Origin of the sequence: Pseudomonas sp. W3I7 (genome assembly GCF_030816095.1) — a bacterium.
GTDB lineage: Bacteria > Pseudomonadota > Gammaproteobacteria > Pseudomonadales > Pseudomonadaceae > Aquipseudomonas > Aquipseudomonas salomonii.
The window spans coordinates 3,995,350-4,008,587 of record NZ_JAUSXP010000001.1 but is presented as its reverse complement, the minus strand read 5'-3'; the positions used below and the strand labels follow the sequence as shown (position 1 = coordinate 4,008,587).

General features: G+C 58.8%; 9 protein-coding genes and 2 pseudogenes. 6 read left to right on the top strand and 5 right to left on the bottom strand.

The features are described from left to right. The first annotated feature begins 49 nt into the window (after positions 1-49). Both selD and mnmH read left to right on the top strand, forming a co-directional pair. Positions 50-1,084, top strand: a complete 1,035-nt coding sequence (gene selD, locus QF043_RS18420) for a selenide, water dikinase SelD (RefSeq protein WP_307419678.1) — start codon at positions 50-52, stop codon at positions 1,082-1,084. Further along, complete coding sequence (mnmH, locus tag QF043_RS18415) at positions 1,084-2,187, top strand: tRNA 2-selenouridine(34) synthase MnmH (RefSeq protein ID WP_307419677.1); 1,104 nt, start codon at positions 1,084-1,086, stop codon at positions 2,185-2,187. The genes selD and mnmH overlap by 1 nt, the downstream gene beginning before the upstream one ends. 118 nt (positions 2,188-2,305) lie before the next feature. Here the strand turns inward: mnmH and QF043_RS18410 are convergent, their stop codons facing one another. Together QF043_RS18410 and QF043_RS18405 are read right to left on the bottom strand one after the other, a co-directional pair. Beyond that, positions 2,306-3,361, bottom strand: a complete 1,056-nt coding sequence (locus tag QF043_RS18410; RefSeq protein ID WP_307419676.1) for a permease — start codon at positions 3,359-3,361, stop codon at positions 2,306-2,308. A gap of 177 nt (positions 3,362-3,538) precedes the next feature. Continuing rightward, on the bottom strand, positions 3,539-4,240 hold the full coding sequence (locus QF043_RS18405; RefSeq protein ID WP_307419674.1) for a histidine phosphatase family protein: 702 nt from the start codon (positions 4,238-4,240) through the stop codon (positions 3,539-3,541). Between the two features lie 252 nt (positions 4,241-4,492). Here QF043_RS18405 and QF043_RS18400 point away from each other — a divergent pair, with 252 nt between their 5' ends. The 3 genes and pseudogenes from QF043_RS18400 to hemB all read left to right on the top strand — a co-directional run bounded on the left by QF043_RS18400 (position 4,493) and on the right by hemB (position 7,127). Then, positions 4,493-5,191: a glutathione S-transferase N-terminal domain-containing protein gene (locus QF043_RS18400; protein WP_058420871.1), complete on the top strand. Its 699-nt coding sequence runs from the start codon at positions 4,493-4,495 to the stop codon at positions 5,189-5,191. A gap of 3 nt (positions 5,192-5,194) precedes the next feature. Beyond that, positions 5,195-6,037: a PhzF family phenazine biosynthesis protein gene (locus tag QF043_RS18395; RefSeq protein WP_307419673.1), complete on the top strand. Its 843-nt coding sequence runs from the start codon at positions 5,195-5,197 to the stop codon at positions 6,035-6,037. A 114-nt stretch (positions 6,038-6,151) separates the two neighbouring features. Continuing rightward, a pseudogene (hemB, locus tag QF043_RS18390) lies at positions 6,152-7,127 on the top strand (porphobilinogen synthase). A 53-nt stretch (positions 7,128-7,180) separates the two neighbouring features. On the opposite strand, the gene QF043_RS18385 reads toward hemB, so the two are convergent. Next, on the bottom strand, positions 7,181-7,567 hold the full coding sequence (locus QF043_RS18385) for a hypothetical protein (protein ID WP_307419672.1): 387 nt from the start codon (positions 7,565-7,567) through the stop codon (positions 7,181-7,183). Between the two features lie 41 nt (positions 7,568-7,608). On the opposite strand from QF043_RS18385, the pseudogene QF043_RS18380 reads away from it, so the two are divergent. Then, positions 7,609-7,842 (top strand): annotated as a pseudogene (locus tag QF043_RS18380) (porphobilinogen synthase); the annotation flags it as partial. Positions 7,843-7,900: 58 nt separating this feature from the next. On the opposite strand, the gene QF043_RS18375 reads toward QF043_RS18380, so the two are convergent. Further along, positions 7,901-8,332, bottom strand: coding sequence for a hypothetical protein (locus QF043_RS18375; RefSeq protein ID WP_307419671.1), 432 nt, complete (start codon positions 8,330-8,332; stop codon positions 7,901-7,903). Then, positions 8,329-13,068: an RHS repeat-associated core domain-containing protein gene (locus QF043_RS18370; protein ID WP_307421440.1), complete on the bottom strand. Its 4,740-nt coding sequence runs from the start codon at positions 13,066-13,068 to the stop codon at positions 8,329-8,331. The genes QF043_RS18375 and QF043_RS18370 overlap by 4 nt, the downstream gene beginning before the upstream one ends. Positions 13,069-13,238: the final 170 nt, after the last annotated feature.

Genomic DNA, 13,238 nt, shown 5'->3' with positions numbered 1-13,238 from the left:
CTTTTTGCTGTCTGTTAGAATCCGCCCACTTGTTACCTTGAGGTCCACCATGAACGAGCCGATTCGCCTCACCCAGTACAGCCACGGCGCGGGTTGCGGCTGCAAGATTTCGCCCCAGGTGCTGGAAGTGATCCTCGCCGGCAGCGGCGCACAGAACCTCGACCCCAACCTGTGGGTGGGCAACGCCTCGCGCGACGACGCGGCGGTGTACGCCATCGACGACGAGCGCGGCGTGGTCTCCACCACCGACTTTTTCATGCCGATTGTCGATGATCCGTTCGACTTCGGCCGTATTGCCGCCACCAACGCCATCAGTGACATTTACGCCATGGGCGGCGACCCGCTGATGGCCATTGCGATTCTGGGTTGGCCAGTGAATGTGCTGGCGCCGGAAGTCGCCCGCGAAGTGATCCGTGGCGGCCGCTCGGTGTGCGACGCCGCCGGCATTCCACTGGCGGGCGGGCACTCCATCGACGCGCCGGAGCCGATTTTTGGCCTGGCCGTGACCGGCATCGTGCAAAAGCGCCATATGAAGCGCAACGACACCGCCACCGCGGGTTGCCAGCTGTACCTGACCAAACCGCTGGGCATCGGCATCCTGACCACCGCCGAGAAAAAGGGCAAATTGCGCGAGGCGGATATCGGCCTGGCCCGTGACTGGATGTGCACGCTCAACAAGCCTGGCAGCCGTTTTGGCAAGTTGGCCGGCGTAACCGCCATGACCGATGTGACCGGTTTCGGTCTGTTGGGGCATCTGGTGGAAATGGCTGACGGCAGTGGTCTCACTGCCCGCATCGAATACGCAAAGGTCCCACGCCTGGCCGGGATCGAGGACTACCTGGACCAGGGCTGCATGCCCGGTGGCACCTTGCGCAATTTCGACAGCTATTCAAGCAAGCTGGGGCGTCTGCAGGAGCTGCACAAGCGCGTGTTGTGCGACCCCCAGACCAGCGGCGGCCTGCTGATCGCCGTCACCCCGGAAGGCGACGCCGAATTTCACACCGTCGCCTCCGAACTGGGCCTGAACCTTGAGCCGATCGGCGCACTGGTTGAGCGACAGACCCACGCGGTAGAGGTGTTTTGATGGCAACTGACATCACCGACTACCGCGATATCTTCCTCAACGACCGGCCGATGATGGATACCCGCGCGCCGATCGAGTTCACCAAGGGCGCGTTCCCCGGCGTGGTCAACCTGCCGCTGATGACCGACGACGAACGCCAGCGGGTCGGCACCTGCTACAAACAGCAAGGCCAGCAAGCGGCCATCGTGCTGGGCCATGAGTTGGTGTCCGGGGCCATCAAGGCCGAGCGCATCGAGCATTGGGCGCAGTTCGCCCAGGCCAACCCCGACGGCTATCTGTACTGCTTTCGCGGCGGGATGCGGTCGCAGATCGTGCAGCAATGGTTGAAGAGCGAGGCGGGTATCGACTATCCGCGTGTCGGCGGTGGCTATAAGGCCATGCGTAGCTTTCTGCTGGAGACCCTGGAGCAGGCGACCGCCGAGTGTGATTTTGTCTTGCTCGGCGGCATGACCGGCACCGGCAAGACCGAGGTGTTAGGCCAGTTGCGCAATGCCCTGGACCTTGAAGGGCACGCCAACCATCGCGGCTCCAGCTTCGGCAAGCGCGCCACGGCGCAACCGTCCAACATCGACTTTGAAAACCGCCTGGCGGTCGACCTGCTGAAGAAGCGCGCGGGTGGTATCGAACAGTTTGTGGTCGAGGACGAAAGCCGCATGATCGGCAGCTGTGCTTTGCCGTTGCCGTTGCACAAGGGCATGCAGACCTTCCCGATGGTGTGGCTGCAAGACAGTGTTGAAGGCCGCGTCGAACGGATTTTGCGCGATTACGTGGTTGATCTTTGCGCCGAATTTATCCAGGTGTTTGGCGACAGCGGGCAGGCCTTGTTCGCCGAGCGCCTGACCCAGAGCCTGGCCAACATCCACAAGCGCCTGGGTGGCGAACGCTTCCAGCGCTTGCAGGCCATTTTGCAGGAAGCCCTGGCAGAGCAGGCGCGCAGCGGTGTGGTGGATTTGCACCGGGTGTGGATCGAAGGCTTGTTGCGCGAGTATTACGACCCGATGTATGCGTTCCAGCGCGAAAGCAAAGGCGCGCGGATCGAGTTTGCCGGGGAGCAGGGCGCGGTGGTGGAGTACTTGCGCGAGCGGGTTGCCAGGCGGGGGTGATGCAGTGGGTTTGAGGGCCTCTTCGCAGGCAAGCCAGCTCCCACATTTGACTGCATTCACAGATCAACATGTGGGAGCTGGCTTGCCTGCGATTAGGCCCTAAGCCCCACAACAAAGCCTAAAGAATCACCGCCCCGATCAACCCACACACCACCCCCACCAACATTGTCAGCCCAGCCACTGTCACCAGCACCCGCGCGTCGAAATCCTTGCGCAGCATCAACAGCGACGGCAGGCTCACGCTGGGCAAGGTCATCAGCAATGCCACGGCCGGGCCGGTGCCCATGCCCAATGTCATCATGGTTTGTACGATAGGGATCTCGGCTGCCGTAGGAATGACGAACAGCGTGCCGACGATGGCCAGCGGTACCAGCCACACCAGGCTGTTGGCCATGGCGCCGTCGACATGGGGAAACAGCCACACCCGTGCGGCGCCCAGAATCAGCACGGCGACAATATAGATCGGGATCGTGCTCCAGAACAGCTGCCACAGAGTCTGCAGCCACCGGCTCAAAAATGGCTGCGACTCGGTCTGGCTCACGTCAGCCACGGCGTCCAACGCCGCTTCCGGGACTTGGTCGGGACGGGCAATGCGTTGTGCAACCAGCGACACGCCCACCACCAGCACAACCCCCGCCACCAGCCGCAGCGCAGTAAAGCCCCAGCCGAGTACAAAGCCCATGAACACTAACGTTGCCGGGTTCAGCACCGGGTTGGCGATCCAGAAGGCCAGCGCCGCGCCCACCGACACCTGCTGACGGCGCATGCCCGCTGCCACCGGGGCCGCGCAGCAACTGCACATCATCCCCGGCAAGGCGAACAGCCCGCCACGCACGGTCGAACCCAGCCCGGCGCGGCCGAACAGGCGCAGCAACCAGTCACGGGGGATCAACACTTGCAGCAGCGAACCCAGAATCACCGCCAGCACGGCTGCTTTCCAGATCGCCAGGAAATACACCTGGGCATAGGCCAGTGCCGCGGCCCAGGGTGAGCTTTGCTGATCGTTGAGAATCGAGGCGCCGATGCTGTGGTTATCCGCAGCGACAAAGGCCTTGAGGTAGTAGGGCGACCATTTCACGTAATAGAGGCCGATGCAGGCCACCAACACGAACAGCGCTGGTTTCCACCAGAACGACCAGCCCCGGTTGGGCTGGGTGGAGATGAGGTTGGGCATGGTGCAGGTCCGCAGATGATTCAATAGCGGGGCATCATACGCGCCTACCACCGATCGTTCCCGCGCTCCTGCGTGGGAATGCAGGCTGAGACGCTCTGCGTCGTGACGCTGGCCCCAACACCTTGAGCGTCACGGAGTGAATTCCTACGCGGGAGCGTAGGCGCTATCTGCAGGGTTTCAGATATCCGCGCTCACTTGGGTTGCATCCGGGCATGTCTGCTGACCGTTATCCAGGCCTTGCCTGTAGTTGCGGCTCAGCAGTGAAGCCTTGCCGTTATGCCAGGTCAGCGTCAGTACATAGAGCGTGTCGTAATCGCCGCCCGACCAATCGTCGGTGATGGTGTGTTTTTCACCCGAGGCTTCACTGGCCACCCGGTTGATCAGCTCCGGCAGATAGCCGTGGGACCAGGCGGTGTAGATGATTGAGTTGTGGTACTTGTCTTCCACCAGTTCATCGGCGAGGTCGTGGGTGTCATTGGCGGAGTACTTGATGTTCACCGGCAGGCCAAGCTTGATGGCGCTGGGGCTGATGGTCATCAGGGGCCGAATGTAGCTGTAGGAATTGTCCTGCTCGCCTTCCTCGACATTGCGCGTCGGGTCGGGCGCAAACACGTAATTGGCCTTGCCGAATTTTTCCGGCAGCACGGTGGCCAGGTTCATTGCGCGATTCAGGCCCTGGCAATTGAGCTGGCCGAGGCCGCCAACGGGTTTTTCGCCGTGGCGCAGGAACACCAGGGTTTGCACACCGTCCACCGGCGCGGCGCGGCTGATTCGAGATTCCAGAGTCAGGCCGATGGCGCCGCCCACCAGCGACAGCGGCAACATGATGTAGGCATAACGTTTAAGACGTTGCGCAAGGCACAGAGGCTTGATTGTCATTGTAGGTTCGAGTCTTCAGTGCAGCGATTAAGGCGGGCAAGCCTGGCCCCAGCGACGCATCCGGCGTGCTGCGGTTTAACCTGTGAGTGTTACGGGGTGTCTTCCTTTCACCGTCATGGCGCAGTTAAGAGTGTGAATCGGCTCTTTGGTTCGCCTGCGCGCACCATAGCGCGGCTATGTTGCGCAATGATGACCCATGCAGGACGGCGTGCAGGTGGCTATCATGGGGACTTTGAGCCTGGGGACTTCCCGATGAACGCACTCGCCGCTTTTCCGATCAACAGCAAATGGCCCGCCCAGCACCCGGAGCGTTTGCAGCTGTATTCGCTGCCCACGCCCAATGGCGTCAAGGTGTCGATCATGCTGGAGGAACTGGGGCTGCCTTATGAGGCGCACAAGGTCAGTTTCGAGACGCAGGACCAGTTGTCGCCGGAGTTCATGTCCCTGAACCCCAACAACAAGATTCCCGCGATCATCGACCCCAATGGCCCGAGCGGCCAGCCGCTGGCGTTGTTCGAGTCCGGCGCGATCCTGATTTACCTGGCGGAAAAAACCAGCCAGTTGCTCTCCGAAGACCCGGCCACCCGTTACGAAACCCTGCAGTGGCTGATGTTTCAGATGGCCGGTATCGGTCCGATGTTCGGCCAGGTCGGGTTCTTCAACAAGTTCGCCGGCAAAGCATACGAAGACAAACGTCCGCGTGACCGCTACGCCGCCGAATCTCGGCGTTTGCTCGGCGTGCTGGAAAAACACTTGCTGGGCCGCACCTGGATCATGGGTGATGAATACAGCATCGCCGACATTGCCACCTTCCCGTGGATCCGCAATTTGATCGGGTTTTACGAGTCCGGCGACCTGGTCGGCATCGCTGATTTCCCTAATGTGCTGCGCGCACTGGACGGTTTTGTCGCCCGCCCGGCGGTGATGCGTGGCCTGAGCATTCCGAGCTAAGACATGCCGACTTTCGATTTCAAGCAACTGGATGTGTTCAGCCGTGTTTCGCTCAAGGGCAACCCCCTGGCGGTCGTGCTCGGCGCCGATAGCCTCACGGACCAGCAAATGGCCGACTTCGCCAACTGGACCAACCTCAGCGAGACCACGTTTTTGCTGACGCCGCGTGACCCAAGAGCGGACTACCGGGTAAGAATTTTTACCACGCTTAAAGAGCTGCCGTTTGCCGGGCACCCGACATTGGGCAGCTGCCATGCATGGCTGCAGGCAGGCGGCGTGCCCAAAGGTGAGGAGATTATCCAGGAGTGCGAAATCGGCCTGGTGCGTGTCCGTCGCCAAGGCGATGAACTGGCCTTTATTGCACCACCGTTGTTGCGCACGGGGCCGGTGGAGGCGCCCTTGCTGGAGCGCGTGCGCCTGGGGTTGGGCCTGGCGCCTGAAGCCATTGTGCGCAGCCAGTGGGTGGATAACGGCGCTGGCTGGTTGGCGGTGATGCTGGCTGACCGCGATCAAGTGTTGGCCTTGCAGCCCGACTTTTCTCAATTGCACGGCTTGGCCATTGGCGTCATTGCGCCCTGTGACCCGGCGCGTGACGAGGTGGGCAGCCATTTTGAAGTGCGCGCTTTTATCGCCGGTGACGGCGCCCAGGAAGACCCGGCCACCGGCAGCTTGAATGCCGGTGTTGCCCAATGGTTGCTGGCCGAAGGCCTAGCGCCCGAGCGGTATGTGGTCAGCCAGGGCACCGCGATTGGGCGCGCCGGGCGGATTCGCGTAGAGCGCCAGGGCGATGAAATCTGGGTGGGCGGCGCAGTGGCGGCGTGTATCGAAGGGCGAGTCCAGCTCTAGATCAATATATTGTTACGACCCACGCAATACACTATTGGTCCCCAGGCGTTTGTGCTGCCGGGGCCATGGGGCATAAGCTTTTGCCCAAATATTCTGATGCTATCCAGGAAAGCCATGACCAGCCAGTTCCCCCAAGCCCGTCCTCGCCGCCTGCGCCGCTCCCCGGAGCTGCGTGGCCTGTTCCAGGAAACCGAATTCACCCTCAACGACCTGGTACTGCCGATTTTTGTCGAAGAAGAAATCGACGACTTTGTGCCGATTACCAGCATGCCGGGCGTGGTGCGTATTCCTGAGAAAAAACTGGCCGGTGAAATCGAGCGTTATGCCCGTGCCGGGATCAAGTCGGTGATGACCTTCGGCGTGTCCCACCACCTGGACGCCAACGGCAGCGACACCTGGAAAGAGCGCGGCCTGGTCTCGCGCATGTCCTCAATCATCAAGGACGCCGTGCCGGACATGATCGTGATGTCCGACACCTGCTTCTGCGAATACACCGACCACGGCCACTGCGGCGTGATGCACGGCGCCCACGTCGACAACGATGCGACCCTGGTCAACCTCGGCAAACAAGCCGTGGCCGCCGCCCGTGCCGGCGCCGATGTCATCGCACCTTCGGCCGCCATGGACGGCCAGGTCCAGGCCATCCGCCGCGCCCTGGATGACGCGGGTTTCACCCATATCCCGATCATGGCCTACTCCACCAAATTCGCCTCGGCCCTCTACGGCCCGTTCCGCGAAGCCGGCGGCAGCGCCCTCAAAGGCGACCGCAAAAGCTACCAGATGAACCCAATGAACCGCCGCGAAGCCGTGCGCGAATCCCTGCTCGACGAACAGGAAGGCGCCGATGCGCTGATGGTCAAACCGGCTGGCGCCTACCTCGACATCATCCGCGACATTCGCGAAGCCTCGCGCTTGCCGGTGGCGGCGTATCAGGTAAGTGGCGAATACGCGATGATCAAGTTTGGCGCCCAGGCCGGGGCAATTGATGAGGCGCGGGTGGTGCGCGAGACGTTGGGGTCGATCAAGCGGGCAGGCGCGGATTTGATTTTTACGTATTTTTGCGATGGATCTGGCGTTGGCTGGGATCTGATTTTTGGGTGTGGGCCTGTGGCGAGTGAGGGGGCTCGTCACAGGAGCTTCAAGCTATGCATACAGTGATTCCGACCATTGTGTGCGGTACGCAATTTGCTCGTTAATGTCGTTTGTGAGTTCATTTTCTTCATAATCGAATATACGAACGAGCTTCGCGTCCGGATCGCCTAGTTTTGTTTCGTAAGCAACCAATCCGCTAGACATTTGTGAGGACATTGCGGAAGGATATACATTGATTTTAGCGCCTTTGCAGAGGAATTTTATGTCGCTAAAGTCTTTTCTCATTAGGCCAAAACACATATAGATATCAATGTCGGTGTAAGTTTCTTTTACGCCGTTCACGAACGTTATCGAGAGCGTTGCTGTTTTTCCATCACACTCGATGATCGCGTTTTCGCGAATCGAATTTCTGATTGTGGTGATCACTAATTTTTTCACTTTCTAACTTCTATTGGGATTAATTAATGAACAGTCTTTATGACGCTGTGCCGGACATGATCTTGATGTCCGACACCTGCTGCTAGTACACCGACTACGGTCATTGCGGTGTGATGCACGGCGCTCATGTAGACAACGACGCGACCCAGGTCAACCTCGGCAAACAAGCCGTAACCGTGCATTTTGTCGCCGATGTGATTGCGCCGTCAGCGACCATGGACGGTCAAATCCAGGCGACCCGCCGCTGCCTCGACGGCGCTGGCTTCACCGGGATCTGATTTCGGTTTGTGGCGGGTGAGTATCTCGCCGCAGGGTTGGTATTGACTGATTCCGTCAATTGTTACTTTCTTTTGGGTCAGGGGCTTCGGTTCGATCTGCGCCTATAGACGTTATCCATTCTTTGTAAAATTCATATTGCTCGCTTGGATCGCTTGTAAGATTATGTTCTTCATAGTCAAATATGTTGACCAAATCTTCTCGTGTAGCGCGTTTCCCAAGAGTCAATTCGTAAGCAACCATTCCTCCACTCATCTGCGAGGCCATGCTAGAAGGCCTAACATTGATTTTTGCACCTTTACAAAGAAATTTTATATGGGGGAAATCTGCTCTAACTTTTGCCAAGCATTTGTACATGTCTTCTGCTGTGTACACCTTTGCGAAATTATCTGCTTCAGAAAATTTCAACTTTATATGGGCGGAGTCATATTTGAAAGTAACGTATTTTTCTACGTTATTTATCATGGCTTTGATTTTTTTTGTTTTCATTTTACTTTCCTGTTTGGGTTTGGAATCGAATATCCCACATAGCTGCCATCCCGCTTTATGGGTGTCGCACCCAAAATGTCTTCTGTATTTATCTTGCTTTGTATAGCGATTTCGGCTTCATTGTCAAAAGGTGCTTGTTTTCCTAATTCTTTGTTTACGTCACGACCGGGAATCTTTTTCAGCGCGTAGAGAAAGCCTTTTCGAGTTCCGTATCTGGTCGCAAAAGCAATTCCGGTAATCTTCGAAGGAGAAGTGCTTATGAAGTTGCTCGGCGGATTGTTGCTGTCAAGCGCGTGCAAGTATAAGTCATTGCTATCCCCCTTACTTTTAAAGCCATATTGAAAAATAAGGTCCGGAGTTTTGTCATCACCACGGAATAAATACTCGCTGCTGCTGGCTGGCTGTTTGGGTTCTCCTTTATCTGCTTTATTCGCTTTCGCGATGTCTACAATTTCAGCTTTTGATTTACAGCCAGTCTCGCCAGGGCAATTATTCAAGCCTAGCGGATCCACCCACCCGGTAGGGTTCGGCACGTACCGGTACGCATTAATCCCACCCGCCAGCTTCACCGGATCCGGCGTCAGGTAGCGACCAATATCTGGATTGTAGTAGCGATGGCGGTTGTAGTGCAGCCCGCTTTCCGCATCGAAATATTGGCCCTGAAAACGCAGCGGGTTGTCGATTTTTCTGATGTCTAGGCGGGCGATTTCACCGTAGGCACGGTAATGCGCGGACCAGACGATTTCGCCTTCGGGGTTTGTCAGTTCCTGCGGCGTGCCGAGGTGGTCGAGTTGGTAGTGGAAGGGCTTGGTGTCTTCTGGGCCAAAACCTTCCAGTAGTGCTAGCGGCCGGAAACTGTCTGGCTCGTAGATATAGCTGCGATGCCGATCCGCATGGTGTTCAGCTACCAGCTTGTCGCCTTGCCAGAAAAACTCCGTGGTTTTTCCGTCCACCGTTTTGCTGATCCGCCGTCCAAACGGGTCGTAACGGTAGCTGGCGGTTTGACCGTTGGGCTGTGTGATCCCTATCAACCGATGCTGGCAGTCGTAGCGGTATTCCGTAACGAGCTGATGGCCCTTGCCACGTCGCTGGCGGATCAGATTGCCGAAGGCGTCGTAGTCGTAGTGATGATCGCCCTGGATCATCAACCGATTCCCCGCCACGATGTCCGGGCCGGGGCGGTTTTGCATGAGCAGGTTGCCGGCCGGGTCGTGGCCGAAGCGTTCCTGTAGGTCTTGGGAATGGTCGGCGCGGGTCAGGCGGGCGAGGGGGTCGTAGTGGTAGTGGTGTTCGCCTTTGCGGGTGTCGAGCAGGCGGGTGAGGTTGCCGCTTTTGTCGTAGTCGTATTGGCGTTGGTATAGCGTGTGTTGCTGTTGGCTGACGGCGTGGGCGTGCAGGCGGTTCTGGTCGTCGTAGTGGTAGTGGCTGAGGAGCTGGCCCTGCTGGCGTTGGTGTTCGCGGCCGGTTTTGAACAGGTGGGAGGTGAGGGTTTCGCCATTCAGTTCGACGGTGGAAAGGTGGCCGCCTTTGTCGTGGTTGAAGGTAACGCGGTTGTTGTCCGGCAGGCGCAGGTGGTGCAGTTGGCCGCAGGCATCGTAGCCATAGCGCAAAGTGCCCCAGCCCTGGTGTTCGGCGGTGAGGCGGTTTTGTGGATCGTATTCGTAGGCCAGCGCCCAGTGGCCGTCGTCGACGCTGAGGAGATTGCCTTGGCGGTCGTAGGCATAGTCGACAACATTGCCGTCTGGCAGAGTTTTTCTTACGAGGCGACCGGCGTGGTCTCGCTCGTAGCGGGTAACGAGCTGACTGCCGTCGTCGCCGTGCTCGGTTTTTTCCGCCAGGTTGCCGTTGAGGTCATACACATAGGCCGTGCGCTGGCCGTCAAAACCGATTTCCTGCTGGATCAGGCCGTTGGGGTGGTAATCGAGCCGGTAGGTTTCGCCTGCCTCGTTCTCGATCGAGGTCAGCAGCAGGCGCGCATTGTCGTAGCGGTACTTAACGTGGGTGCCGTCGGCGTTGATTCGGCGGCTGATCAGGTGCAGGCCGTCGGCGTATTCGTAACGGGTGACGTGGCCGAGTTCGTCGTGTTCGGCGGTGATTTTTCCGTAGGCGTTGTAGCTGTATTCGCGTGTTGCACCGCCGGGTTGGGTCAGTTTTCGCAGGCGTCCGGCAGCGTCCCATTGGTACTGCGTGAGCCCGCCGTGCTCATCTTCCCGCGTGATCTGTCGCCCAAGATCGTCATAACGATAACGCTTGATACCCCCATTGGGCAGCAGCTCCTCAAGTAACTGCCCACGCTCATTCCAGACCAGCCGATGGCAACTGTTATCGGGAAACCAAACCCCCGTCAGTTGCCCATATTTGTTGTAGCTGTAGTCCGTGACATTGCCATCAGGATCGGTCTTGCGAATGACGTCGCCCTGGTCGTTACGCTCATACTTCCAGACAGCGAGCCCACGCCTTACGACCCGCACGAAACCGTTGTCATGCTCGTAGGACGTCGGCTCATCGTCCCCCGGAAACAGCGCCACCAAGCGTCCGGCGTCGTCGTACTGATACGCCGTCACCGCTCCAAGCGGGTTCTGCTCGACCGTCAGCCGGCCTTTGTCGTCGTAGGATTTGAAGTGTTCAGCACCGTCCGGATCAATGCGCTGCACCAGCCGTGCGCGGTCATCGTGGACATAGACTTCCCGGCTGCCGTCGGCGTTATGCACCGTGACACGGCCGTCATCGCCCCAGGCATACCGCGTATCCATCTGCGAAAAGCTGGCCCAGTGCCGAACACACCGCGCCGCCTTGCCAGCCCGTTCCCATGCCCAAAAGAAGCTCGCGCCACCGGCCAGCCCGCGCTCAAGAATGACGTGCTGCTCGTCGTAGCGGTAAACCTCGCTTTCGCCTACAGCATTGGTCGCAGAAACCAGTCGGCCAAGGTCGTCATAGGCGTAGGAAACAACGCTCTGCTCGGTCACCCATTCGAAGGGCTCATGCCCTTTGGCGCGATGAACCTGATAGTCCACCGCCACAACGCGGCCTAATTCATACCGCAACAGCAGCGAGCGGCCTACGCCATTGTCCAGCCGTTCAACCCGCCCCAAACGATCACGAAAAACCCGCAGCCGGTTGTCATACGCATCGCTGATGGCGGTCAGCACACCGTCGCGAAAGTGATAAAACCGCGACGCCTGAGCCAGCACCAACTCATCGGGCAAGTCACCCAAATAAATCGCCGCTTCAGCCAAGCTATTGGTAATCGCTGGTCGAGCAGCAGAGGGCAGCACAAATTCAGTGCGGCGATTCTCATGATCGGTCCACACCACCGACTCACCGGAAACACAAAGCCTGTGCGCCAGCGAATGGCTCCAGCCAAACCCCAGCCCGCCATCCACTTCCACCGCACTGGTGCGATACAGCCGCGTCCACTCAAACGGCAAAATCCCGTCCAACGTGCCATCGGTGAGGGTCAGCAATTCCTCGCCGGTGACCATCGACACCGGGCAACCATTGGTAACGGTTTTGTCCGCAGGGGCCGCCGCATCGCCATTCAGGTTTTTGCCCGAAGCCGGCACATCATCCACAGGTTCCTGGCGCACCAACGTCGTCTGCTGCGTCTTGCCGCGCACCGCCGGCACGGGGTTGGCAACCAACTGATCCCCAGCCTTCAACGGCGCAACCGGCACGGTCTTGATCGGCGTCGCGGCACTGCCTAGCAACACAGGTTTAACCGCCGCTACATGGGGCTCCAACGTCGGCCCCACATGCTGTTTTGCCAGCAACTCGAGCAAACTCCGCGCCCGTCCGGACTTGATGTGTGCGAGGACTTGAGTGCCCAGGCGTACCGCCACGCCCATGCCCGCCGTCGCCCAAATCAACAGCAAGTTGATCAACACCTCGCCGGTGATTTCGCCCATCAGCTCATGCATGTCTTGCGGCGGCAGCAGGCGCATCCAGCAGACCATCGCCGATACGTAAACGAACAACAGCGGCTCATCGCTGAGTACCAGCAGGCCGTTGGCGATCGCGTCGTTGCTGAGTGTCAGCAGCTCATCAAGCTCGGCCTGGGAGATGTACGTCAGCAACTTTTCGCTGTTGGGCTTGATGTCCGCCAACAGTTCATACAGCTGCGTTAAGTTGTCCCATAGGGTGTAGAGCGCCGTGCCCATGCCATTGAGAGCCGCCTTTTCCAGCATCCTGCGTTGCTCGAGCGGTTTGGCGTCGGTATAAATTGCCCACTGCGCCTGGAAGGTGTCGTTCCACGCTTTACGCAGGCGCTCTTCCAACCCCGCAATCACTGACTGATAAGACGCGTACAGTGCCTTGACGTGATCTTTGGAAACATCGGGATAAAAACTGATTCGGTACGATTGATTACGATCACACTCGGTGATTTCGAGAATGCCGCTGGGGCCGATGGTGTGGTGGATCGGCTCGCCCAATGGGCCGCCGTTGGGATCGACGCGTTGCAGCACCACCGGCGTATTGCCGATGGGCACAAAACGCGTGCTTTGGAACATATGCACCAGGGTCAACGTGCCATTGGCCTGGCACGTGGCGACGGTGCTGCTGGGAATGATGGAGCGGTTGATCGGGGCGACCAGCGCCACCTCATCCCCGACCTTGAACACCTGCTCGACATCCAGCGCCGAGAAGCTCCAGAAGCTCGACGCCCAGTCGTCAAAGGTATTCAGGCATTCGCGAAAATCGCGGAAGACGCTTTCAACGTCGACCGTCTTTACGTCCATTGGGGTCAGGGCCAGCCTGCCAATGGCCGGGTTCAAGCGGTAGCCCCTTTGGCCCGGGCTCTAACAAACAAAACCATCTGCAATCCCTCGCACTGTGTGATCAGGCGAAGGACTTTGCAGAGGTTTTAAGACGCGCGCAGCAGTGCTTATCCGGCGGATTGGTAGGATGT